20 protein-coding genes and 1 tRNA gene are annotated in these 22547 nt (G+C 70.5%); 12 read left to right on the top strand and 9 right to left on the bottom strand.

Translation table 11 applies throughout. The features are described 5' to 3' along the window. Positions 1-18: 18 nt before the first annotated feature. The 6 genes from ACTJJZ_RS11805 to ACTJJZ_RS11780 all read right to left on the bottom strand — a co-directional run bounded on the left by ACTJJZ_RS11805 (position 19) and on the right by ACTJJZ_RS11780 (position 6707). Positions 19-1683: an acyltransferase gene (locus ACTJJZ_RS11805; RefSeq protein ID WP_440721387.1), complete on the bottom strand. Its 1665-nt coding sequence runs from the start codon at positions 1681-1683 to the stop codon at positions 19-21. A 26-nt stretch (positions 1684-1709) separates the two neighbouring features. Further along, on the bottom strand, positions 1710-2414 hold the full coding sequence (locus ACTJJZ_RS11800; protein WP_440721386.1) for a DUF624 domain-containing protein: 705 nt from the start codon (positions 2412-2414) through the stop codon (positions 1710-1712). Beyond that, a complete protein-coding gene (locus tag ACTJJZ_RS11795) occupies positions 2411-3319 on the bottom strand; it encodes a carbohydrate ABC transporter permease (RefSeq protein ID WP_440721385.1) in 909 nt (302 codons plus the stop codon). The genes ACTJJZ_RS11800 and ACTJJZ_RS11795 overlap by 4 nt, the downstream gene beginning before the upstream one ends. Continuing rightward, positions 3319-4245, bottom strand: coding sequence for a carbohydrate ABC transporter permease (locus ACTJJZ_RS11790; RefSeq protein WP_440721384.1), 927 nt, complete (start codon positions 4243-4245; stop codon positions 3319-3321). The genes ACTJJZ_RS11795 and ACTJJZ_RS11790 overlap by 1 nt, the downstream gene beginning before the upstream one ends. A gap of 106 nt (positions 4246-4351) precedes the next feature. Next, positions 4352-5626, bottom strand: coding sequence for an ABC transporter substrate-binding protein (locus tag ACTJJZ_RS11785; protein WP_440721383.1), 1275 nt, complete (start codon positions 5624-5626; stop codon positions 4352-4354). A 61-nt stretch (positions 5627-5687) separates the two neighbouring features. Further along, the gene (locus ACTJJZ_RS11780) at positions 5688-6707 is read right to left on the bottom strand and encodes a hydroxyacid dehydrogenase (RefSeq protein ID WP_440721382.1); all 1020 of its coding nucleotides are present in this window, start codon (positions 6705-6707) and stop codon (positions 5688-5690) included. 142 nt (positions 6708-6849) lie between these two features. Between ACTJJZ_RS11780 and ACTJJZ_RS11775 the strand changes: the two genes are divergently transcribed. Genes ACTJJZ_RS11775 through ACTJJZ_RS11765 form a run of 3 tightly spaced genes read left to right on the top strand, consistent with a single transcriptional unit; the run spans position 6850 to position 12016 of the window. Continuing rightward, positions 6850-8868 (top strand): heparinase II/III domain-containing protein, encoded by a 2019-nt coding sequence (locus ACTJJZ_RS11775; RefSeq protein WP_440721381.1) that lies wholly within the window; start codon positions 6850-6852, stop codon positions 8866-8868. Next, complete coding sequence (locus ACTJJZ_RS11770) at positions 8865-10043, top strand: substrate-binding domain-containing protein (protein ID WP_440721380.1); 1179 nt, start codon at positions 8865-8867, stop codon at positions 10041-10043. The genes ACTJJZ_RS11775 and ACTJJZ_RS11770 overlap by 4 nt, the downstream gene beginning before the upstream one ends. Next, positions 10040-12016 carry a DUF2264 domain-containing protein gene (locus ACTJJZ_RS11765; protein ID WP_440721379.1) on the top strand — a complete coding sequence of 659 codons (1977 nt, stop codon included), beginning with the start codon at positions 10040-10042 and terminating at the stop codon, positions 12014-12016. The genes ACTJJZ_RS11770 and ACTJJZ_RS11765 overlap by 4 nt, the downstream gene beginning before the upstream one ends. Before the next feature lie 276 nt (positions 12017-12292). On the opposite strand, the gene ACTJJZ_RS11760 is transcribed toward ACTJJZ_RS11765, so the two are convergent. The 3 genes from ACTJJZ_RS11760 to ACTJJZ_RS11750 form a co-directional block, all read right to left on the bottom strand. Further along, a complete protein-coding gene (locus ACTJJZ_RS11760) occupies positions 12293-13159 on the bottom strand; it encodes a VOC family protein (protein WP_440721378.1) in 867 nt (288 codons plus the stop codon). 77 nt (positions 13160-13236) lie between these two features. Next, positions 13237-14490 (bottom strand): alpha/beta fold hydrolase, encoded by a 1254-nt coding sequence (locus tag ACTJJZ_RS11755; protein ID WP_440721377.1) that lies wholly within the window; start codon positions 14488-14490, stop codon positions 13237-13239. Positions 14491-14554: 64 nt separating this feature from the next. Next, positions 14555-15280, bottom strand: coding sequence for a FadR/GntR family transcriptional regulator (locus ACTJJZ_RS11750; RefSeq protein ID WP_440721376.1), 726 nt, complete (start codon positions 15278-15280; stop codon positions 14555-14557). Positions 15281-15420: 140 nt separating this feature from the next. On the opposite strand from ACTJJZ_RS11750, the gene ACTJJZ_RS11745 reads away from it, so the two are divergent. The 9 genes from ACTJJZ_RS11745 to ACTJJZ_RS11705 all read left to right on the top strand — a co-directional run bounded on the left by ACTJJZ_RS11745 (position 15421) and on the right by ACTJJZ_RS11705 (position 22506). Beyond that, complete coding sequence (locus ACTJJZ_RS11745) at positions 15421-16887, top strand: GntP family permease (protein WP_440721375.1); 1467 nt, start codon at positions 15421-15423, stop codon at positions 16885-16887. A 23-nt stretch (positions 16888-16910) separates the two neighbouring features. Continuing rightward, positions 16911-17444, top strand: a complete 534-nt coding sequence (locus tag ACTJJZ_RS11740) for a gluconokinase (protein ID WP_440721374.1) — start codon at positions 16911-16913, stop codon at positions 17442-17444. Between the two features lie 106 nt (positions 17445-17550). After that, positions 17551-18267: a GntR family transcriptional regulator gene (locus ACTJJZ_RS11735; RefSeq protein ID WP_440721373.1), complete on the top strand. Its 717-nt coding sequence runs from the start codon at positions 17551-17553 to the stop codon at positions 18265-18267. Positions 18268-18343: 76 nt separating this feature from the next. Beyond that, the gene (locus ACTJJZ_RS11730) at positions 18344-18952 is read left to right on the top strand and encodes an asparagine synthase (RefSeq protein WP_440721372.1); all 609 of its coding nucleotides are present in this window, start codon (positions 18344-18346) and stop codon (positions 18950-18952) included. Between the two features lie 89 nt (positions 18953-19041). Then, positions 19042-19114 (top strand) — tRNA-Arg (locus ACTJJZ_RS11725). Between the two features lie 605 nt (positions 19115-19719). Next, the gene (locus ACTJJZ_RS11720) at positions 19720-20010 is read left to right on the top strand and encodes a hypothetical protein (protein WP_440721371.1); all 291 of its coding nucleotides are present in this window, start codon (positions 19720-19722) and stop codon (positions 20008-20010) included. Then, the gene (locus ACTJJZ_RS11715; RefSeq protein WP_440721370.1) at positions 20010-21290 is read left to right on the top strand and encodes a putative T7SS-secreted protein; all 1281 of its coding nucleotides are present in this window, start codon (positions 20010-20012) and stop codon (positions 21288-21290) included. The genes ACTJJZ_RS11720 and ACTJJZ_RS11715 overlap by 1 nt, the downstream gene beginning before the upstream one ends. Further along, positions 21290-22225, top strand: coding sequence for a hypothetical protein (locus tag ACTJJZ_RS11710; RefSeq protein WP_440721369.1), 936 nt, complete (start codon positions 21290-21292; stop codon positions 22223-22225). Before ACTJJZ_RS11715 ends, ACTJJZ_RS11710 begins: the two co-directional genes overlap by 1 nt. Next, positions 22222-22506, top strand: a complete 285-nt coding sequence (locus ACTJJZ_RS11705; protein WP_440721368.1) for a WXG100 family type VII secretion target — start codon at positions 22222-22224, stop codon at positions 22504-22506. The genes ACTJJZ_RS11710 and ACTJJZ_RS11705 overlap by 4 nt, the downstream gene beginning before the upstream one ends. Positions 22507-22547 lie beyond the last annotated feature (41 nt).

Below are 22547 nucleotides of genomic sequence, written 5' to 3'. Positions count from 1 at the left end.
CCGATGCGGCCGAGTGGCTCAGCGCCAGGTCTTTCCGAACGCCGGCTCGGGACGATGGACTCCGCGAGGCCGGAAAGACAGTTCCGACGACAGCCCGAGCGCGTCCGCCGCGAGCCAGATGATCGACAGCCACATCTCGGTTCCCTGCAGTCCCGGCGTCTGCGCCGCGGAGCGTTCCCGTCCGGGCGAGGGCGCGGCGAACCCGAACCCTTCGCCCGGGCGGTGGTGCCCGAGCGCATCGGAGAGCAGGCGGGCGAGCACATCCCGCGCCTCGGCCGCGCGATGCGTGCTCTGCCGGCCCAGCAGCCACAGCGGGTGCACGACGTCCAGCACGTTGCAGGCGTTCTGGCGCTCCGGCGCGAAGTAGCGCGCGTCCTGGACGTGGCGGAGCACGGTGTCCACGGCCTGCTCCGGATGCGGCAGCGGGACGCCGAACTGGGCGAACGTGCCACGGGTCAGACGGTAGTACCCGTTCACGAGTTGCAGAAGGTCGCCGTCCGCGGGGACCGATCCCCACATCCCGGTCTCGTCCGAGACGTGCAGGAGGAGCCAGCCGAACAGCGTGGCCGTGGGGCGGGCCGCGGCGACGGGGGAGAGCACCGAATCCCAGCGCAGCGCGGTGCCGAGCGCGTCGACGATCGCGCCGGCCGTCCAGGTCTGCTCCCGCCACGGCAGATTCTCGAGATCGCGTACGAGAGCATCGCCGTCGATCTCGAGAGGATGGGCGACCGGGTGCGCGAGCGGCGATCCGAGCAGATCCAGAGCGTAGCCCGTGCAGAGCATCCGGTAATCCGCGCCGTCCTGGGCGAAAGCCCCGGCGAACGGACGGGCGCGCCCGTCGGCGTTCAGCTCGGGGAACAGGCCCGTGGCCGGATCCTGGAGTGCGGAGAGCCGGTGCGCGAACTCCGCGCGTGCGCGATGGAGCGGCGCAGCCCCCGCGATGGCGCTGGAGATCTCGATCGCGTCGCACTGGGCGCGCAGCGTCGGCGCGTCGCCGGGCTTGTCTGCGTAGACGCCGAGATCGGGACGCCACGCCGCATCGAGGATCGCCGGCGCGTCCGTGCGGATTCCGGCGTCGAATGCGCGCAGCCGCACGCGCAGGGCCTCGGCGGGATCCTCGCGCCAGCGGCGGATCCGTGCCGGATTGCCGGCGACGAGAGCCCCGGCGGGCACATCCTTCGTCACGATGGATCCTGCGCCCACGACGGCGCCCGACCCGATGCGCACGCCGTCCAGCACCACCACGTGGGCGCCGAGCCAGACGTCGTCGCCGATCGTGATCCCCCGAGACGTGTGCGGCTGGCGGAAGATCTCGACCCCGGGATCGAACCCGTGGTTGAAGCCGAGGATCGAGCTCGAGGCGCCGATGCGCACGCTGTCGCCGATCCGCACCGTCCCGCGGATCGCCGTGCCGACGTTGACCGAGCAGTCCGCGCCGAGGCGGACGTCGCCGGACAGATGCGCGTTCGCGGCGACGTAGCTGCGATCGCCGAGGGTCAGCGTCGAGGTCTGCACGGCGGCGAGCGCCGAGAGGAAGCATCTCTCACCGAGCGCGGATCCCGGCTCCTCCTCGACCAATCGCCGCTGCAGCTCGAGCTGCGCGGCGACGTCCTCCTCCGAGGCGTGATCCCAGAAGTCCCAGGGGGCGTAGTCGAAATGGTGGTCGTCGAAAGCGCGGGACATCGGGGCCTCTCCGGCGGGCGGGCGGATCAGGATTCCAGGGCGCGGCGGAACGCGAACTCGGCGTTCGCGAACACGACGTAGAGCAGCAGCCCGGGCACGAGGGCGCCGAGCACCGGCTGCACGAGGACCGCGGCCGCCGAGATCCCGAGCAGCGCGAGCGCGAACACGCTGAAGTACCAGCGCCGCACCGACAGGTACACCGCGGCCTTCACGATCGCGCGCACCGACGCCTGCGGATACAGCACGAGCCCGGCGACGGCGGAGGTGCACGTGACGAGGGCGCATGCGGCGACCACGGCCAGGGTCGGCGCGAGCAGGGGCGCCCATACCGTGCCGGTCAGGATCGCGCCGTCGTACAGGACGAACCCGATCACGAGCGCGGTGGCGAGGCCGAGCAGCGCGGCCGGCGCACCGCGGCTGCGGTAGCCGTGCCAGAACGCGGCGAACGGGCGCGGCGGCGCGTCGCCGCGCATCCGGCGATACACCTCGAACGCTCCGGCGAGCGAGGGAGCGAGCGTGAGCGAGAGCAGCAGCACGGTCGGCCAGGCCTGCAGCGCGTCGTGTGCGACGAACAGCAGCACCGCGAGCGGCAGGTTCGCCAGCACGAGCAGCAGATCCGTCATCAGGATCGTGTACGCGTACCCGAACATCGACTCCATGGTCTCCTGCCGGAAGCGCAGGATCCCCCGCCGCGGCGCTCGGGATGCGCGCTGGCCGGCCACGGCGCTCATCCCTTCATCCCGCTCGTCGCGATGCCGCTGATGAAGTAGCGCTGCCCGGCGAGGAAGATCACCAGGATCGGGACGATCGAGATCACGGATCCGGTCATGATCAGCGCGTACTGCGCCGAGTACTGCCCGATGAACGACTTGAGCCCGATCTGCACCGTCCACAGCTCGTTGCTGGAGAGGTAGATGAACGGCCCCATGTAGTCGTTCCAGGTGTTCACGAACGTGAGCAGGGCGAGCGAGGCGAGCGCAGGCTTCGAGAGGGGCAGGATGATCCGCGCCCAGATCCCGTAGTCGCTGAGGCCGTCGATGCGCGCGGCCTCGTTGAGCTCGTCGGGGATGGTCATGTAGTACTGCCGCATCAGGAAGACGCCGAACGCTCCGAACGCCTGCAGCAGGATGAGCGCGGTGAACGTGTTCGTGAGGCCCGCCTTCTGCATCATCACGTACTGCGGGATCATGTACGCCTGCCACGGCACGGCGATCGTCGCGATGTACGCGAGGAACAGCGCGTCCCGCCCGGGGAAGCGCACCTTCGAGAAGCCGTAGGCGGCGAAGCTGCCCGTGAGCACCTGCAGGATCGTGATCACGACGGCCAGGAACGCGGAGTTCGCGAGGTAGCCGCCCATCGGGATCTGCGTCCAGATCTCCGAATAGTTGCTCCAGACGAAGGTCTTCGGCAGCCACTGCACCGGCACCGTGAGCACCTCGTTGTCGTGCTTGAACGACGATGACAGCATCCACAGGAACGGCAGCAGCACGACGGTCAGCAGCACGACCAGCAGCGCGTACATCGCCACGCGGCCGATCCTCGTGCGGATCCGGCGGCCGCCGCGCCGGCTCACGACCGGAGGCGGCACCCGCCCGCCGTCGAGCTCCTGGGCGAGGTCGGAAGTGAGGGTGGACATCAGCGCTCCCGCCTCTGCTGGATACGGAACTGGAACACGGTGACGATCAGGACGATGAGGAACAGCACGAGCGAGATCGCGGAGGAGTAGCCGAACTGGCCGTTCAGGATGCCGTCCTGGTAGATGAGCTGCGAGAGCACGAGCGTCGCGCGCCCGGGGCCTCCCCCGGTCATCACGAAGATGAGGTCGAAGACCTTGAAGCTCGACACGCTCAGCAGCACGAGCACGAGGAACGTGGTGGGGCGCAGCGACGGCAGGGTGATGTTCCAGAACGTGCGCCAGCGTCCGGCGCCGTCCATGGCGGCGGCCTCGTAGTACTCCTGCGGGATCGCCTGCAGGCCCGCGAGGAACAGCACCATGTAGTAGCCCATGTCGCGCCACACGCTCGTGATGATGACGGCGGGCAGCGCCCACCCGGTGCTCGATGTCCATCCCGGCGGGTTCGCGATCCCGAGCAGGTGCAGCAACTGGTTGATCGGGCCGTTCACCGGATCGAAGAGCATGTTCCAGACGATCGCGATGGCCACGAGCGAGGTGATGTACGGGAAGAAGATCGCGACCCGGAAGAACGCGATGCCGCGCAGCTTCTGGTTGAGCAGGATCGCCAGCCCCAGCGAGCAGACGAGCGTCAGCGGCACGTGCCCGATCGCGTAGAGCAGGGTGTTGCCGAGCGCGACGTGGAAGTTCTGGTCGCCGAACAGACGGATGAAGTTCTTGAACCCGGCGAACGTGGGCGGGTTGTAGGCGTCCCAGTTCATGAACGCCAGCACGAACGCGGCGATCACCGGCACCAGGGTGAACAGTGCGAACCCCAGGAAGTTCGGCAGGATGAAGCTCCAGCCGATGAGGATGCTGCGCCGGCGCAGCCGGCGGCTCGCCACCGAACGCGGCGGTGCCGCGGGCGGTCGGTCTGTGAGAGTGGTCATGGTGTCTCTGCTCCGGGTCGGGTGGAGAGTGTTCTGGTCGGTCCCTGAGCCTGTCGAAGGGACGGGCCCTTCGACAGGCTCAGCGACCGGATCCGGCGTGGACCGATTACTGGTTCAGCACCTCGGACTTGACGCGGCTCTCCATCTCGGCGATGCCGTCGTCCACCGACTTGCTGCCGGTCATGATGAGCTGGTGCTCCTGGTCGAGCACGGCCTGCAGCTGGGCCGCCAGGGTTCCGGTAGCGCCGTCGGGGCGGATCGTGTCGGGTGTGAACGCCTTCTTCGAGATCGCGTCCTGCGGCATGCCCTTCAGGGCGAAGTACTGCTTGGTGATCTCGTCGCTGTGGTAGGCGGGCACGATGCCGATCGAGGCGACGGCCTTGGCGCCGTCCGGGCCGGCCGCGAAGGACAGGAACTTCTTCGCCGCGGCCTGGTTCTTCGAGTTCTTGTTGATGCCGAAGCCGGTCGGGCCGCCCATGGTCGTCACCTTCGATCCGCTCTTGAGCTGCGGGATCGGCGCGATGCCCCAGTCGACCTTCGTCGTCCCCGCGGCCGTGTCGGCCAGCAGCGGCGAGATGAGCCAGGTGCCCATCGGCACCATCGCGGCCTTGCCGGTCTCGAAGATCGTCTTGTACTGGGCCTGCTGGCTCTTCGCGGTGCCGTAGTCGAGGATCGTCCCGTCCTTCTGCATGCCCAGGGTGAGGTCGTACTGGTCCTTCATCCACGAGTAGTCGGGCTTGTCGAAGCTCTTGTCCTGCTGGGCGGACGCATAGCCCTGCACCATCGAGTTCCAGGTGTGGATGTAGGCGCCGTAGACCTTGTCCGCGCCGTCGCCGGTGGTGAGCTTCTTCGCGTCGGCAGCGAACTGGTCCCAGGTGAGGGAGGAGGGATCGGCGACGCCGGCGTCCTTGAACAGCTGCTTGTTGTAGAACAGCACGCTGAAGTCCTGGCGGTACGGGACGGCGTAGTAGGTGCCGTCGGCCTTGTACTCGCCGAGCGCCGGGATCTTGTCGGCGGGCAGCGCCTTCACGAGATCGTTCACGCCGACGAACTGCTTCTTCTGCGCGTACCCGCCGAAGTCGGTCAGGTTCTTGACCGTGATGATGTCGGTGGTGTCGCCGCCGGCGAGCATCGTCGTCACCTTGTCCTCGTAGTTCGCCGCGAGGATGTCGACCGGCTGGATCGTGATGTCCGGGTTGGCCTTGTGGAACGCGTCGAAGAGCGCCTTGAACTCGGGCGTCTGGGCGTAGTTCCACACCGAGATGCGCAGCGTGGTGGCGCCGCCGGAGGCGGAGGAGGCCGGGGTGGACGTGCCGGCGCAGCCGGCGAGGGCGAGCGCCGCTGCGGCGACGGTGCCGACGGCGATGAGGGATCGCTTCATGCGAGGTTCTCCTTTGGGGTGAATGCGGGTGGTGCGGGTGCGGATGGGATGGGTATGCGGGTCAAGCGCTGAGCTGCAGGGCGTCGACGGTGACCTCGTCCTGCAGCGGGATGCCGGCGGCGAAGCGCTCCAGCTCGTCGAGGGCCGCGTCTGTCATGCGGTACAGCTCGGAGCCGAGCGAGCCCGCCAGGTGCGGCGTGATCATGACGTTCGGCAGGCGGTACAGCGGCGAGTCCGCGGGCAGCGGCTCGGGGTCGGTCACGTCGAGCATCGCGTTGAGCCGGCCGCTCGCGCACTCGCGCTCGAGCGCGACGGTGTCGATCACGCTGCCTCGCGCGGTGTTGATCACGGTCGCGTGATCCTGCAGGGCCGCGAGCTGCGCCGCGCCGATCATGTGCCGGGTGGACGGCAGCTCCGGTGCGTGCAGCGAGAGCACGTCGACGCGCGGCAGCAGCTCCTCGAGCGTCGTGTGCACGCCCCCCGCCGCGGCGATCTCGACCGGATCCGCGTAGGGATCCGCGACGAGGACCGTGACGCCCTCGAGCTGCTGCACGATGTCCACGACCCGCCGGCCGACGCGGCTGAACCCGACGACGCCGATCGTGCGGCCGAGGTTGCCGAGCCCGCCGAAGCGCTCCGCGCGCAGGCCGTTCTGCCGGCGCGTCTCGGGATCCGCCGCGATGAACGGCGCCTTCTTCCCGGCGAAGATGATCGCGGCGAGGGTGAACTCCGCCACGGGCACCGCGTTGGCCTCCGCAACCGAGGTCGCGCGGATCCCGCGCCGCCAGAACTCCTCGCTCACCTGCGCGCGGATGGAGCCGGCGCAGTGCAGCATCGCGCGCAGGTCCGGCATCCGGTCCAGGCGCGCGGCGTCGAGGCGCGGGGCGCCCCAGCCCGTCAGCAGCACCTCGACCTCGGCGAGCCGTGCGGCGAGAGCGGGGTCGTCCAGATCGTCCGTGAAGACCGGCTCCGGGACAGCCGCCAGGCGGCGCAGCCGGGCGAGGCGTGCGGCGTCGAACTGGCGCTCGAACACCTCGCGTGACATCACCACGAGAGCGTTGGGGGTGGTCGTTGCGGTCATTCCCGGAGGTTCCCGTCCTTCGTCGGATCCCGACGAAGCAGGGCATTGCATCGTCGCTGAACTCAGTAGATACTCGGACTCGTTCGAGACGAAACCAAACGTTCAGAGTCGAACAAATACAAGCACAAGCGAAGGTTGAGCCATGACGCGGAGCCCCGATCTGGACGCCCTCTCCCGGGTCAGCGCGCATGCGGTGCCGCCCGACGGAACGGCCGTGAGTGTCGCGGAATTCCGCGGTCCGCTGTTCGCCGAGTGGGGTACGACGATGCGTGCGGACGCGTTGCGGACGGCATTCCGCGGTGTCTCCGCCGAGACGCTGCGCGAGCGGACGCGGATCCCCTCGATCGAGTGTCGCGAGGTCTGGGATCGGGCCGATCCGATCACGATCGAACGCATCGAGGCCGCGGCGGCGGCCGATCGCGGGCGCGCCTGGCCCGACGCCCTCGGCTCCCTTTTCGCCCGGTACGTCCGCGACGGCGACCGCGCGACCTACGAGCGGGTGGTGGCGGACCGGCAGGAGCGGCTCAGCAGGGCCGTGATCGCCGCGGCGGCCACCGGCGACCCGACATGGATCGACGAGGCGGCGGACGGCGCCGTCGTGCTCTGCGAGCAGAGCACCTGGTCGCTGCCCGCGCACGACGACGCGCACGCCCGGCGCGGATTCGTGCTGCCCGATGTCGCCGCCCCCTACCTCGACCTGTTCGCGGGCGAGGTCGTCGCCCAGCTGGCCGTCGCGGACCGCATCCTCGGGCCCCGCTGGGATGAGAGCTGGCCCGGTCTCCGCGAGCGCATCCGGCACGAGGCGGAGACGCGGGTGTTCACCCCGTTCGAGACCCGCGACGACCTGTGGTGGCTCGGGTACTGGCGCGACGTCAACAACTGGAACCCCTGGATCCTGGGCAACGTGCTGCTCGCCGCGGTGCTGCTGCTCGACGACGCCGACCGGGTCGCGCGAATGCTCGCGCGGGCGCTGGACAGCCTCGATCGCTACGTCGCCGGGCTGCCGGCCGACGGTGCGATCGACGAGGGCGTGGCGTACTGGTGGAACGGCGCGGGGCGCATGCTCGAGATGCTGGACACCGTCGCCGCGATCACGGACGGCGGGCTCGATGCGACCCGGATCCCCGTCGTCGCAGAGACCCTGCGCTTCCCGATGCGCATGCACCTCGGCGTCGACTGGTACGTGAACGCGGCCGACGGCTGGGCGCGCTCGCGCGGGCACGAGCCGTGGCAGCTCCCGTTCCGCTGGGGCCGCCTCACCGGCGATGCGCGGGTGACGCAGTGGGCGTGCGCCGCCCGCCGGCCGGACGGGCCCGTAGCCGATGTCGCGGGCGGTCTGCCCCGGCTGGTCCGCGCGCTCGCCGACACCGCCTGGCGGGACGCGGAGCCGGGACCGGCGCCTCTGCCCGCCGCGGTCTGGCTGCCGTCGGTGCAGGTGTTCGTGCGCCGCGCCGCAGCCGGGACCAGTGCCGGCCTCGCGCTCGCCGCGAAGGGCGGCACGAACGACGAGAACCACAACCACAAGGATCTCGGATCCTTCGTCATCGCGGCGGGCGGCCGGCAGCTGCTCGTCGACGTGGGCAAGCCCACCTACACCGCGCAGACCTTCAGCGCCGGCCGGTACGGGATCCGGGCGATGCAGAGCGGCTGGCACAGCGCTCCCGCGCCGTTCGGTCTCGAGCAGGGTGAGGGGCCGGCCTTCACCGCGCGGGTGGTCTCCGCGCCCCAGGGCGAGCCGGGATCGGCCGCGCAGAGCGAGAGCGCCGTGCTCGAACTGGAGCTCGCCGGTGCCTATCCGCTCGCCGCAGGCGACTCGTGGCTCCGCACGTTCCGCTTCGACGGATCCGGGTCCGCGGGCGGAGCCGAGCGCGTCGAGGTCGCCGACCGCTGGCGGCTGAGCGAGGACGGGGCGCACCGGGTGCACCTCATCGCGGCGGGGGATGTCACCGCGTCCGGCGGCACCGTCGAGGTCGCTGCCGACGGCCGGAGGATCCGCATCTCCGCGGACGACGGAGGCGCGCCGGTCGTGCCCGCGCTCGAGGTGTGGGAGCTGGACGACCCCGAACTCATCGCGGTCTGGGGCCCGCGGCTCACCCGCCTCGTCTACGACATGCGCGGACGCGCCGGCACGTTCTCCACCGTGATCGAGGAGCTGTCGTGAGCGGGCGGGATCCGCTCTTCGCGCTGCAGCGCCGGGAGCGGATCATGGACGAGATCCGCGAGCACGGATCGGTGACGGTGTCCACGATCGCCGCGCACCTGGGCGTGAGCGAGCTCACGATCCGGCGCGACATCAACACGCTCGCGCAGCAGGGACTGGTCACGCGCGTGCACGGCGGGGCGACGCTGCGCAGCGCGCTCGAACCCGGCCTCAGCCCGGCGCTGGCCGGGCACGACCCCGGCGTCACCCGCTACACCATCGGCATGGTCGTGCCCTCGCTCGACTACTACTGGCCGCCCATCGTGCACGGCGCCAGGGCGCAGGCCGCGCAGCTGCGCGCCCGGCTGCTGCTGCGCGCGTCGACCTACGAGCTGCGCGACAACCGCCGCCAGGTCGAGGCGCTGCTGAACACGCCGGGGCTGCACGGGCTCATCGTCGCCCCCGACACGTTCGGGGAGCACGCGATCGAGATGCTGGAGTGGCTCGACGCGCTGCCGGTGCCGGTCGTGCTGGCGGAGCGCAGGGTGCGCTCCGCGGCCGCCGCACCGCAGCTGGACTCGGTCGTGTCCGACCACACGGCGGGCGCCGCACTCGCCGTGCGGCATCTGCACGAACAGGGCCACGAGCGGATCGGGCTGATCACCGAGACCGAGCGGCCCACCGGCCGGTACGTGCGGCGCGGGTGGGAGAACACGCTGCGCTCGCTCGGACTCCCGGCCGATGTCGCGTGCATCAACGGCGTGCGCTTCGACACCGCGGGGCGGGAGACGGCGATGGACGACGCGCTGCAGACCATCCAGGACACCGGGACGACCGCCGTCATCGTGCTGCCGGATCCGCAGGCCCTCGCCCTCGAGCAGCATGCGCTGGACCGGGGCATCCGGGTGCCGCACGACCTCGCGATCGTGGCCTACGACGACGACGTCGCCCGCTTCGGCGATCCCGCCATCACGGCCGTGCGCCCGCCCAAGCAGCACGTCGGACGCGAGGCCGTGAACCTGCTGATCGCCCGGCTCGAGGCCGGCAGCGGCCGCCCCGCGTTCCGCGTCAAGCTCAGCCCCGAACTGCACGTGCGCGAATCCTCGCTGCGGCCGAACATCGAGGCCCCCGGTGCCCTCGCACCGGCCGCCGCCCCAGACCCCGACGACACCTCTCTCGTGAAGGAGACCCCGTGACCGCCTTCGATCCCGCCCGCCTGACCCTGCCGCCCGAAGACCGGGCGCTGTCGCCGCACACCGGCTGGACGCGCGCGCACTGGGCGGCCGTCGCCGACCACCTGCTGCTGTCGCTGCGGCCGTACTTCACCCCCTCGCGCAGCCAGGTGCGGCTGCCGGGGCAGATCAGCGGCAGCGGCGCCGAGAGCGACGGGCTGGAGGGCTTCGCCCGGTCGTTCATGCTGTTCGCGTTCCGGCTCGCGGGCGAGCGCGGGGAGGATCCGCGCGGCTTCCTGGACTGGTACCGGGACGGGCTCGTCGCCGGGACCGACCCCGCGAACTCGGAGCGCTGGCTGCGCCCGGACGAGAAGCCGCAGGTGCAGGTCGAGGCCGCGTCGATCGCACTCGGCCTGCAGCTCACCCGCGCGTGGCTGTGGGACGCGCTCGACGCCGCCGCACAGCAGCGGATCGTGGACTGGCTCGCGCTGAGCCCGCGCGGCCGGTACCCCGACAACAACTGGCTGTGGTTCCGGATCACCGTCGAGACGTTCCTCGCCTCGGTCGGCGGGCCGCACGAGCCCGCGCGCATCGGCGCCGACCTCGCCCGGATCGAGGACTACTACCAGGCCGACGGCTGGTGGGCCGATGGAGCCGTGCGCGCCTACGACTACTACTGCGGCTGGGCGATGCACCTGTACCCGCTGCTCTGGGCGGGATCGCAGGGCGCCGAGGCGTTCGGATCCGGTCCGCTCACGCCCGTCTTCCGCGCCCGGCTCGTCGACTTCCTCGACGACTACGCCGCGCTGATCGGCGCGGACGGCATGCCGGTGCTGCAGGGCCGCAGCCTCATCTACCGGTTCGCGACGGCCGCGCCGCTGTGGATGGGGGCGGCGTCGGGCGCCACCAGGCTGCCGCTCGGCATGCTGCGCCGGGCCGCGTCGGGCGAGCTGCGTGCGTTCCTGGAGCGCGGCGCGATCGACGAGCGCGGGCTGCTCACGATGGGCCTGTTCGGGGAATGGCCGGCCATGGCGCAGTCGTACTCGGGCGCGGGCTCGCCCTACTGGGCGTCGAAGGGCTTCCTCGGGCTGATGCTGCCCGCCGACCACGACGTGTGGACCGCGGTGGAGGAGCCGCTGCCGATCGAGCAGGGCGACGTGCGCCGGGTGATCCGCGCGGCGGGCTGGCTGGTCAGCGGCACCGCGGCGGACGGCATCGTGCGCGTGATCAACCACGGCGCCGACCACGGTCTCGAGGGCGACCGCATCGGCGACTCGACGCTGTACGCCCGGCTCGGATACTCGAACGCGACCCTGCCCCCGCTGACCGGCGACACGATCGACGACCCCGCCGACAACACGGTGGGCGCGCTCGATCGGGAGGGCCGGTCGACGCATCGCACCGGGTTCGTGCGCGGCGCGATCGGCGACGACGGCATCGCCGCGTTCGCGACCTCGACGGCCGACGCGCACTGGGTCGACTCGAGCGCCGACGGTCACGAGCACGACCACGGATCCGGCCGCGCCGGCCTTGTGACGGACGGTCCGCTGCTCGCCACGGCGAGCGTCGTGCGCGGCTCCTGGGAGGTGCGCGCGACCCGGCGCCTTCCCCGGTCGGGGGTATCGCCGGATCCGCTCCCGGTGCGGGTGAGCGGCTGGCCCCTGACCGGCCCCGCCGAGGCCGCGGTCGAGGTCGGAGCGGGCGAGGTGTCGCTCGACGTGGACGGGCTGCGCTCCGAGCTGCGTGCGCTGTCGGGAGCGGCGGCTCCCTCGGTGCGCACCGAGACCGGCGTCTCGCCGATCGGCGAGGTCACGTCGATCCCGCGGCTCGACTTCGACGCCGTGGCCGAGGGTGACGTCGTGATCGCGGCCGTGCGGCTGGGGCGCGGGAGCGAACCGGCGCCGAGCGCGGTCGTCGTGCCCTCTTCCGGCGACGAGGTCACGGTGTGCGTGACCTGGCCCGACGGCGCGGTCTCCGCGGTGCACCTGCCGGGCTGAGCAGAGCGGTCGGCGCCGTTTGGGTTCGCGGACGTCGTCTTCGCCCATCGCGGATGCTGTCCCCTGCGGTCACCGGAGATGGATTTCGCCGCTTCCCGTGCGGTCGGAGCGGCGAAATCCATCTTTCGACGGGAGCTCGGCACGGTGCGAGATGGAAAACGCCGCGCGCGGTGCGCCGAGAGCGACGTTTTCCATCTCGCGGGCGCCCGTCGTCCTCGTCGGGTCCCGGCGCGGCGGTCCGCCTCGGCCGGGCTGCGGCGGTCCGCGTCGGTCCGCTCAGCTCGCGGTCGTGAGGCGGATGGCGTTCGCCCAGGGATCCTCGAACGCGAGCGTGCGCCCGTCGTCGCGCACCGGCACGCCGAAGTGCGTCATGCGCTCGGCCACGGATCCGAGCTCGTCCGCCGACGGCACCACGATGTCGACTGCGCCGAGGCCGAGCGCCGGAGAGCGGCGTCCGGCGCCGGCGCTGTTCCAGGTGTTCATCGCCATGTGATGGTGGTAGCCCCCGGCGCTCACGAACAGCGCGGTCCCGCCGAGCTCGCTCGTGGTCTCGAAGCCGAGCCGGTGCACGTAGAACTCGCGTGCGGACGCCACGTCGCCCACCGAGAGGTGCACGTGCCCGACGGTCGCTGCGCCGATCACCGGGTCCTCGGCGCCGGACTCGGTGAGGTGCTCGCCGAGGAACGCGTTCGGATCCAGATACAGCGTGTCCATCTCGATCCGCCCGTGCGTCCAGCTCCACTGCGTGCGGTCGCGGTCCCAGTACAGCTCGACGCCGTTGCCCTCGGGATCGGTGAAGTAGAACGCCTGGCTGACCAGGTGGTCTGCGCTGCCCGTGAACGTACCGGGGGCGTGCCGGGCGACCGAGTACAGCGCGGCGGCCAGGGCCGCCTGGGTCTCGAACAGGATCGCGGTGTGGAACAGTCCGGCCGTGCGCGGCGCGGCGCGCCTCAGCTCCGGGCTGTGCTGCAGGATCAGCACCGGCGTGGTGCCGCGGCCGAGCACGACGCGATCGCCCTCGGCCGACAGCACGCGCATCGTGACGGCGTCGCGGTAGTACGCCGTCATCGCGTCGAGGTCGGCGACCAGCAGCGTCACCGCGCCCATCGCGGTGTCGGCGGCGAGGAGATCTGTGCGAGGCATGATCTATGCAACAGAATGGATCCGGAATCCATTCCGCTCCGGCGCCCGAGGTCCGTTCCGGCGGCCGAGGCCGCAGGTCACGCCCGCAGTGCCGCCTCCCAGCGGGCGCCGGTCGCGAGCAGCCGGGGCAGGCCGGCGACGAGGCCCCGTCGCGGCAGCAGGTCCATGGCCGCGGCCTCGTCCGGCAGCCGGCGCTGCTCTCCGCGGCTGAGCCGGCCCAGGGCGTGCAGCAGGGCGAGCGGATGCGACTCGAGCGCGCTGTGCCCGTTCTGGATCTCGACGAGCACGGCGTCGGGCGCGGTCGCCGCGAGCCGCCGCGCGACGGCCGCCGGCGTGCGCAGGTCTCGGGATCCCGCGAGCAGCACGGTCGGCCAGGCGAAGCCGGCGGCCGCGGCGGGCAGGTCGAACGGCTCGCCGGCGAACTGCGCGAACCGGTCCGCGATCGGGGCGTAGGTGAGCGAGGGATCGAGCACGGATCCGTCCGGATCGGGTCCGAATCCCAGCTCGCGGAACGCGATCTCCCCGACCAGGTCGAACTCGTAGAACCCGGGCACGTGCGCGTCGGACTCCGCCCGGTCGACGTAGGTCTCCAGCGCCGCCCACACCGATCCGTGCGGCCGGCCCGATCGCCGCGCGCCGTGCACGCGCTGCTGCAGCAGAGAGCCGAGCAGTTCCTCGCCTCCGAGCTCGTAGGCGGCGCGGAGCACGCCGAGCAGGAGCCGCGGATCCGATCCCTCCCGCAGCAGCGCGCGCACGGATCCGGCGATCCGGGTGTCGGCATCGAGGAACAGCTGCCGGATCAGGGTGCGCTCGGCGTCGCGGTCGGCGACGGACTGCAACGTCGAGTCGAGCAGCATCCCGGCGACCCGGCTCGGGTGGCGCACCCCGAAGCCTGCCGCGATGTAGCTGCCGTAGGAGGATCCCGCGATGTGCGCGGTGCGCACGCCCTCCTGGTCGAGCACCGCGGCAAGGTCGTCGATCACCTCGGCGACCCGCATCGCGGAGAGGGGCAGGCTCCGCCCGTCGAGGTCCCCGCGGGACAGCCCCACGCCGCGGTGCTCCATCATGATGACGTCGAGCCCGCGTGCCGCGGCGGCACGGCGGAGCCGGCGATAGGGGAGCACCGAGCCCAGCCCGGGACCGCCGGGGATGATCACGATCGGCGTCCGGCTCGGCGGTCCGCTGCGCACGTACGCGAGATCGAAGGCGGGCGAGACCGCCGTCGCCTGCCGGCGGACCCGGTGCACGCCCTTGACTCCGGCGGCGAGCAGCCGGGGCAGCGCGCTGGGAGCGCGTGTCCCCTGTGCCCGGTCGCCCTCCGCCTTCGTCATGCCTCGATTATGCGCATGCGGGCGTTGGCGGGCGCTGGCCGGAACCTATCAAACGGATAAGGGGTCAGTGGTGACCGTTCGGCGCGGCCATCGCCTCCACGGCGTCGTCGGCCTCGGCCACGATGCCCGCCATCGCCGCGGCCGCAGCCGCCGGATCGCGGGCGGTGATCGCGGCGGCGACGTCCTGGTGCAGCCGCAGCGCGTTCTCGTCGGCGCGCTTCGGCATCAGCGCGTGCGAGGTGCGGCCGTGCAGGAGCGCGGTGACCACGTCGGCGAGCCCCGCCAGATAGGGGTTGCCCGAGCCGCGCAGCACGGCGGTGTGGAAGTCGATGTCGTGCTGCATGTACGGCGCCTCGTCGGCCCGGTCGCCGTGCTCGACCATGCCGAGCACGGCCTTCACGAGCGCGGTGCGCTGGGCGGGATCGGCCTTCGTGGCGGCGAGGCGCGCGGCCAGGGGCTCGATCGCGGAGCGCAGCTGGCTCAGCTCATGCAGCACCCGCAGCCGGTCCGAACCGTCCAGCTGCCAGTCGATCAGCTCTGGCGCGTAGGGACTCCAGCGTTCCGGCGGCAGGACCTCGATCCCGGCCCGACGGCGCACGTCGACCATGCCGATGGTCTCCAGGACCCGGACCACCTCGCGCATCGCGGAGCGGGACGCGCCGAGCTCGGTCGCCACGTCCGCGGTCAGCAGACGGGATCCCGGCGGCAGCTCGCCCTCCACGATCCGCCGGCCGATGATGTCGAGCAGCCGACGATGCTGCGCGGGTCCCTCGCGCGTCGCCTCTTCCATGTCCCCATTATGGCGATAGCCCGGCAACTGGCTCGATATTCCGGAGCAAGAACCGCATATCGGAGACCGGTGCTTGATTAAGTCCTACTTATCCTCTACGCTGAGGCGGAATCATCCGCCAGACCAAGGAAGCTCAGGCCATGTCCTCGCACCTTCTCGCCGCAGCCCCGGTGCTGCACGCGTCTCTCGTCCACGCCGCCGACCCGGTCCCGCCGACCACCACCGCTCCCGAATGGGTGCTGATCCTCGCGGCGCTCATCGGCATCGCGACCATCGTGGTGCTCATCACCTGGTTGAAGCTGCACCCGTTCCTCTCCCTCGTGATCGGCTCGATCGTGACCGGCCTGGTCGCCGGGATGTCCGCCACGCAGACGATCACGAGCTTCTCCAACGGCTTCGGCTCCACCGCAGGAGGCGTCGGCGTGCTGATCGCCCTCGGCGCGGTCTACGGCAAGCTGCTCGCCGACTCGGGCGGCGCCGACCGCGTCGTCGACACCCTGATCTCGAAGGCCAGCGCGGCCGCGCTGCCCTGGGTGATGGGCCTGGTCGGCGCGCTGATCGGCCTTCCGATGTTCTTCGAGGTCGGCCTGGTGCTGCTCGTCCCGGTGATCATCCTGGTCGCGCGCCGCTCCGGCGTCTCGCTCATGAAGATCGCGATCCCGACGCTCGCCGGCCTCTCCGCGATGCACGGCCTGGTGCCGCCGCACCCCGGTCCGCTCGCCGCGATCAGCCTGATCGGCGCCAACCTCGGCGTCACCCTCGCGTTCGGCGTGCTGATCGCGATCCCGGCCGTCATCATCTCCGGTCCCCTGTTCGGCCGCCTCGCCGCCCGCTGGGTGGACGTGCCGGTGCCCGCGCTGTTCCAGACCGCCGAGGACACCGCGCAGCCGGGCGAGACGGCCGCGGTCAAGGCCCGCAAGCGCCCCGGCTTCGGCGCGACGCTGTTCAGCATCCTGCTGCCCGTGGTGCTCATGCTCCTCGCCGCGATCGCCGACATCGTCGCCCCGACCGACACCTCGGTGGCCAAGACGATCATCGACTTCCTCGGCAAGCCCGTCATCGCGCTGCTCATCGCGGTGCTGGTCGGCATGATCGTGCTCGGCCGCGGTGGTGGCATGAGCTCGAAGGAGGTCGGCGCCTCGGTGTCCTCCTCGCTGCCGCCGATCGCCGGGATCCTGCTCATCGTGGGCGCCGGCGGCGGCTTCAAGCAGGTGCTCGTCGACTCGACGATCGGCACCGTGATCGCGCACGCGATCTCCGGCATCGGCGGTGCCCTGCCGATCGTGCTGTTCTTCGCCTGGCTGGTCGCGGTGCTGATCCGCGTCGCCACCGGATCCGCCACGGTCGCCACCATCACCGCGGCCGGGATCTTGCAGCCGCTCGTGCACGACATGGGCCTTTCCACCGCAGGAGCAGCGCTCCTGGTCCTCGCGATCGGCGCCGGCTCGCTCTTCCTGTCGCATGTGAACGACGCCGGCTTCTGGCTGATCAAGGAGTACTTCGGCCTGAACATCCCGCAGACCCTGAAGTCGTGGTCGATCATGGAGTGCCTGATCTCGGTCGTCGGCCTGATCGGGACCATGGTCATCGGGCTGTTCGTGGGCTGACCGGACGCGGAAGGAAGACGACGATGTCGACGCAGAAGACGCCCCCGACGATCCTGGTGATCATGGGGGTCTCCGGATCCGGGAAGAGCACGCTCGCAGGCGTCCTCGCGGGCAGCCTCGGCTGGCCGCTGCAGGAGGGCGACGACCTGCACCCCGCCGCGAACGTGGCGAAGATGGAGGCGGGGATCCCGCTCACCGATGAGGACCGCCGCCCGTGGCTCGAGCTCATCAGGGACTGGATCGCGGCCCGGCAGAAGGCAGGGGAGTCCGGGGTCGTCACCTGCTCGGCGCTGCGTCGCAGCTACCGGGAGATCCTGGCTCGCCCTGGCGTCGAGTTCGTGCACCTGCAGGGCACGCAGCACGATCTGGCCGAGCGGCTCGGGCGCCGGCTCGGGCACTTCATGCCGGCGTCCCTGCTGGACTCGCAGCTGGACACCCTCGAGCCGCTCGGCGCGGACGAGGCCGGTTTCGTCGTGGACGCGGCGCTGCCCGTGCAGGAGGCCGCAGCGCAGGTGCTCGCGTGGCTGCGCGAACACCGGGAACCGGCGGATTCCTGAGTCCGGTCGCGGCGTCGGGGCCTCCGTTCCGGCGCCGCGAGACCGGCCGTAGATGTCCCCGGTGCAACAAATACCGGCGTCGGAGGGTCGGTGCCACAATGTCCCCATGGGGAACGAGGGGGGCGTCGAGCTCGAATCGGCCAGGGTGGTCCGCGCACTGCGGGACTCCATCCTGTCGGGGCAGCGCGCACCGGGGGAGCGGCTGATCGAGCGGGAGATCGCCGACGAGCTGGCGGTGAGCAGGCTGCCCGTGCGCGAGGCGATCCGGCAGCTGACGAGCGAGGGGCTGCTGGTCGCCCGCCCGCGATCGTGGGCCGTGGTGCGGCGGTTCACGGAGCGGGACGTGAAGGACATCGCCGAGGTCCGTGACGCGATGGAGGCGCTCGTCTTCGAACTGGCTGCGCGCCGGCACACCGCGGCCGGGATCGCGAGGGTCAAGCAAGCGCTGGATCGCGAGTTCGCGGCGGCGCGAGCCGGCGACCTGCCCGCCGCCCAGGCGGCGGGCGCCGACTTCCACCTGATCACGGCCGAGCTCGCGGAGAACGCGACGATCGCCGAGATCCTCGGGCTGATGCGCGGGCGTCTGATCCTGCTGTTCCGCGAGCACGACGACCTCCTCGCGATGGCTGAGGACCACGCCCGGATCTACGAGTCGCTCGCCCTGCGCGACGTGGCCACGCTGCGGCTGCGCGTGCAGCGGCACCTGCGCGCCGGCACCGAGAACGCGCTGCGCAGGCTCGCCCGGAACGACGTGCAGGCCGTCGCGCTCCGCACGCGCACCCAGGCCCAGGTGCGTGAGGAGATCCCCGTCGCGGGGGAGTGAGGGCGCTGCACGGGACCGTCCTGCCCCAGCGTTCCCGACCAGGGAGCGGGTATCCTCTAGATGACCTGGAGGTGAGATGGGAAAGAGTGCGGATGCCATCGCCGAAGGCGTCGCCATCGCCACCTCCGCTGCTCGCCTCGCCGTCAAGAACCACATCCTCGTCGGCACGATCGCGCAGGGCGGTTCGTTCGACGTCGCCAAGTACATGAACGACGCGCATGAGGCGCTCGTAGCGCTCGCTGAGGAGTCCGAGGAGGCGGCCGAGCTCGCCAACACGCTGCGCAAGCGCGCGCACGGGCGCTACTCGGATCCGCACGGCACGCACGACTACCGCGACCGGGACGTGCGCAACCTGCGCCGGCGCGCGAAGCAGTCCGCGGCGGTCGCCGAGCGGCTGCGCGAGATGGCCGACGACCCCGAGACGCTGCGCTTCCTGGTCGAGGCCGCCAGGGCCGCGGCCTGGGGCGATGTCGCGGGCAACCTGCAGCGGCGGCTGCGGGTCGAAGCCATGCGGCCCGACGAGGATCCCGACTACGAGACCATGCGCGAAGCGCGCATGCAGGCGCTGCGCCTGGTGGATCTGCAGGAGCTCGCGTCGGATCAGCGCGCGCGCCGCAAGCGCAAGGAGAAGGCGGACAAGACCGCCGCGAAGGAGGAGAAGCGCGCGGCACGGCAGGCGCGCTGACCCTGAGCCGCTCGATTCGCGTTCCCGGCCGCCTCTGGGGTATTGTTGACGAGGCCCGCGAGAGCGGGCGGTCTTGTGAAAGACCGGATGCGCCTGTAGCTCAATGGATAGAGCATCTGACTACGGATCAGAAGGTTGGGGGTTCGAGTCCCTCCAGGCGCACACTGTGTTGAGACAGTAAGAAGCCCCGGTCAGCTGAAGATTCTTCTTCACTGACCGGGGCTTCGTTCGTCCGCCCTGAGTCGCTCCGCGCGTCGGCATGCCCTAGGGGCGCGGGATCCGCGCTCCCGGATCTGATGACGCGTCCACGCTGCCGCTCGCTCGTGTTCGAGCCGGCCAGCGCATCGCGGTGGCGGGTGACTGATCCGGATGATCTTCGTGCCGATGGTGGTGACTATATTCAGGCCGGCAGGTCCGCGCAGGCGATGACCGTTGAGCTCGGGTATCGCGGTCCGGACGGCTCGCAGCGGTTGTGCGCCCTCGGATTCCCCGACCGGTCCGCGGAGCCGACCACGACGGTCCCGATCAGTTCCGATCGTGTCGTCCGCGTCCACGCGAATGAGGTGTTCACGGCCGATGAGGCCGCGGGCGTCTTCGACACGTATTACCGCACGGGGGATGTCCCGGGTGTCCTCACGCGTCGCGAGTTGGACCTCGCCGCAGTGCTCTCGGAGCCTCGATGAGAACCCGGATCCAGCACGGCGCGGTCGCGGAGACTGTCATGCAACGTCGGTAGTGCCGGGTAGCGTTGCACGTGGGGGGTATTGATGGACCGTGATTATGAAGTTGATACGGACGTGTTGCGCGCCATGGCGGCGGGCGCTCGGAGGGCAGCGGATGGGTTCGGGACGACGCGGATTGTGAATCCGACCGCGGTGGGCCACCCGGGGGTCAGGGCTACGGTCGATCAGTTCAGCACTGCGTGGACCAAGGGCTTGTCCGATCGTCTGGATGATGTCGACGACTTCGCGCGCCGGCTGGCAACGACCGCCAGGATCTTCGACGAGGGGCAGGACGCGGCGAAGGCCGAGCTTGATGCTCAGATCTGGTCGTCGTAATGCTCGAACTCGGGCAGACCCGCGACCCTCGCGACCTGATCCCGGAATCGGTGAGCAATCTGCGCTGGGCCGCGGGGGACTGGAGATTACGCGCGAATGATGCGCTGACGATTCGGGGCCTGCTTGCGAAGCTCGATGATGAAGGGGCGTGGAAGGGGCAGGCGTATGACCTGTACTTGGCCCGGTTCGAGCGGCAGCTGCTGCACTGGCAGCACACCGCCGACCAGTTGACGGCGGGCGCGGACGCGGTCTCGGCGTATGTGGATGCGGCCGAGTGGGCGCAGAAGCAGGCGGATCAGGCGATCACCATGTGGGACGACGCCGAAGCACAGGGGGCCGCGGCGCTGGTCGCTCACAGCGATTACGTCCGTGCTGTGAAGGCGCGGCAGGGGATGCGGCAGGTGGGCGCGGATGTGCCGTTCCAGGATCCGTCCGGCCCGGCTCATCAGGCGGCGCAGGAACTCCTGTATGACGCGCGGGCGACACTGGACGTTTACGCGCGTGAGTGCATTACAGCACTGGATGCGGCGACCGCTGCGGCGGCGATGCCGTTGACGGCGGCGGAGGCGCAGGATGCGCTGAACACGAAGATGAGTCAGGTCTTCGTCGACGTGGCCGTGGTGAAGCCGTTCGAGTCGTTCCTCGGTTTTCTCACCGCGGCGTCGAAGACGTTGTGGGAGCATCCGGACATCCTCCTCGAACTCCTCGGCGGGGCCGCGACCGTCGTCGGTGGTGCCGCGCTGGGCATCGGAGGCGGCGGGCTCACGATCACCGGTGCGGGCGCGTTGGCCGGCGTGCCTGCGCTCGCGGGGGCGGGAGCTCTGATCGGTGCGGGTGGGGCGATGATCGGAGACGCTGCCGGGCGCTGGTTCCGCGAGGCTCCGGAAGAACACGGCATCGATCGGGGCGATCGGCGTGACACGGGCGGACACTTCGCCAAGGGCGGCGAGGGGAAGCCGCCATGGGAGGTCAAGGAGAAACAGGGACTCGACCAGTACAGCGAGGAGAACGGTGGCGCCAAAGTCATCGATGATCAGGTGATTGCGCGAATAGCCGATGGCCCGCAAAACGGGCGCCGGTACGACGGTCTCGTGGATAACGGTGACGGAACCTACACCGCTGTTGAGGTGAAGTCGGGCTCGGCCTTCGACAAGTACAACGCCAGCTCGAACACGCAGCGTCAGTTCGATGAGATGGTCAATAACGGCACACCAGCACATGCGAGATTGGACGGGAAAGAGATCGTGATCAGAGAAGTCGTTGTAGTGAAGGTGCCCTGATGGTTGAGAGAACGCACGCTGAGCACACCCCTCGAGGTCTCTATGGTCATGTAACCGACACCTTCCGGCCGATCCCGGACAATCTGCGCCTCAAGCTGAGCCATCTCGATGCCCGTCAGAGGTTCGAGTACACGATCTGGCGTCTGCCAAAGCCGAATGCGCGTCCGGACCGTATCACCGATCAGTTCATCCGTGCGTTGGGGGCTGCGCAGGCGATGGTGGTCATGGTGACGCTGCGTGGGGAGGACGGTGTGGTGCGGGCGTTCACGGTGGGGCGCCCTGGTGTGTATCAGGGGTCGCGGGTGGAGGTCCGCACTGGCGATCGGTCGGCGGTGCGGGTGTTCTCGAACGAGGTGTTCGATGTCGATGAGGCGGCAGCGATCTTCTATACGTACTACCTGACGGATGCTGTCGCCCAGCCGTATCAGTTGCGCGAGGTCGACCCGACGGACACGGTGGCGGTGCCGTTGCTGTGGTCGCATGCGGAGAGCTTCAATGGTGGCGAGTTCCAGTACCTGACTGGTGATGAGCAGCCGGTTGCGGAGCATCTGCGTGCGGTTCTCAATCAGGCGGACGGGGAGCGCCGGTTCACGTATTCGATTTGGCGGATGACCGATCCGGATGATCTTCGTGCCGATGGTGGTGACTATATTCAGGCCGGCGGGTCCGCGCAGGTGATGACCGTCGAGCTCGGGTATCGCGGTTCGGACGGCTCGCAGCGGTTGTGCGCCCTCGGATTCCCCGACCGGTCCGCGGAGCCGACCACGACGGTCCCGATCAGTTCCGATCGTGTCGTCCGCGTCCACGCGAATGAGGTGTTCACGGCCGATGAGGCCGCGGGCGTCTTCGACACGTATTACCGCACGGGGGATGTCCCGGGTGTCCTCACGCGTCGCGAGTTGGACCTCGCCGCAGTGCTCTCGGAGCCTCGATGAGAACCCGGATCCAGCACGGCGCGGTCGCGGAGACCGCGACGTTGCTCGCCCTCGCCGTCCGAGGCCTCGAAGACGAACTGACCACGCTGGACGAGGCGGCCGCACTGCTCCGCGGCTCCTGGTCCGGAGAAGCCCGCGACGCCTACGACCGCGCTCATCGGGCGTGGACCACTGAGCTGACCGCCATGAAGGACGCTCTCGCCGACACCGCTCGCCGTCTCACCACCGTGAACCAGATCTCTATGGGGACCTCGCGCCGCGCCGCCGGCGTCTGGGCATGACTGGGGTCGACGCACGCTCCGACGATGACACATGGGTGTCC

It is taken from the genome of Microbacterium sp. 22242, from assembly GCF_052045495.1.
Classification (GTDB): domain Bacteria; phylum Actinomycetota; class Actinomycetes; order Actinomycetales; family Microbacteriaceae; genus Microbacterium.
Note: the sequence above shows the minus strand (reverse complement) of the source record. Positions and strands in the feature narration are given on the sequence as shown.

Bases quoted from the DNA above. Each gene is read 5' to 3' on its own strand.
- ACTJJZ_RS11805 (WP_440721387.1), bottom strand. From the start codon at position 1,683: ATGTCCCGCGCTTTCGACGACCACCATTTCGACTACGCCCCCTGGGAC.
- ACTJJZ_RS11800 (WP_440721386.1), bottom strand. From the start codon at position 2,414: ATGAGCGCCGTGGCCGGCCAGCGCGCATCCCGAGCGCCGCGGCGGGGG.
- ACTJJZ_RS11795 (WP_440721385.1), bottom strand. From the start codon at position 3,319: ATGTCCACCCTCACTTCCGACCTCGCCCAGGAGCTCGACGGCGGGCGG.
- ACTJJZ_RS11790 (WP_440721384.1), bottom strand. From the start codon at position 4,245: ATGACCACTCTCACAGACCGACCGCCCGCGGCACCGCCGCGTTCGGTG.
- ACTJJZ_RS11785 (WP_440721383.1), bottom strand. From the start codon at position 5,626: ATGAAGCGATCCCTCATCGCCGTCGGCACCGTCGCCGCAGCGGCGCTC.
- ACTJJZ_RS11780 (WP_440721382.1), bottom strand. From the start codon at position 6,707: ATGACCGCAACGACCACCCCCAACGCTCTCGTGGTGATGTCACGCGAG.
- ACTJJZ_RS11775 (WP_440721381.1), top strand. From the start codon at position 6,850: ATGACGCGGAGCCCCGATCTGGACGCCCTCTCCCGGGTCAGCGCGCAT.
- ACTJJZ_RS11760 (WP_440721378.1), bottom strand. From the start codon at position 13,159: ATGCCTCGCACAGATCTCCTCGCCGCCGACACCGCGATGGGCGCGGTG.
- ACTJJZ_RS11755 (WP_440721377.1), bottom strand. From the start codon at position 14,490: ATGACGAAGGCGGAGGGCGACCGGGCACAGGGGACACGCGCTCCCAGC.
- ACTJJZ_RS11750 (WP_440721376.1), bottom strand. From the start codon at position 15,280: ATGGAAGAGGCGACGCGCGAGGGACCCGCGCAGCATCGTCGGCTGCTC.
- ACTJJZ_RS11745 (WP_440721375.1), top strand. From the start codon at position 15,421: ATGTCCTCGCACCTTCTCGCCGCAGCCCCGGTGCTGCACGCGTCTCTC.
- ACTJJZ_RS11740 (WP_440721374.1), top strand. From the start codon at position 16,911: ATGTCGACGCAGAAGACGCCCCCGACGATCCTGGTGATCATGGGGGTC.
- ACTJJZ_RS11735 (WP_440721373.1), top strand. From the start codon at position 17,551: ATGGGGAACGAGGGGGGCGTCGAGCTCGAATCGGCCAGGGTGGTCCGC.
- ACTJJZ_RS11730 (WP_440721372.1), top strand. From the start codon at position 18,344: ATGGGAAAGAGTGCGGATGCCATCGCCGAAGGCGTCGCCATCGCCACC.
- ACTJJZ_RS11720 (WP_440721371.1), top strand. From the start codon at position 19,720: ATGGACCGTGATTATGAAGTTGATACGGACGTGTTGCGCGCCATGGCG.
- ACTJJZ_RS11715 (WP_440721370.1), top strand. From the start codon at position 20,010: ATGCTCGAACTCGGGCAGACCCGCGACCCTCGCGACCTGATCCCGGAA.
- ACTJJZ_RS11710 (WP_440721369.1), top strand. From the start codon at position 21,290: ATGGTTGAGAGAACGCACGCTGAGCACACCCCTCGAGGTCTCTATGGT.
- ACTJJZ_RS11705 (WP_440721368.1), top strand. From the start codon at position 22,222: ATGAGAACCCGGATCCAGCACGGCGCGGTCGCGGAGACCGCGACGTTG.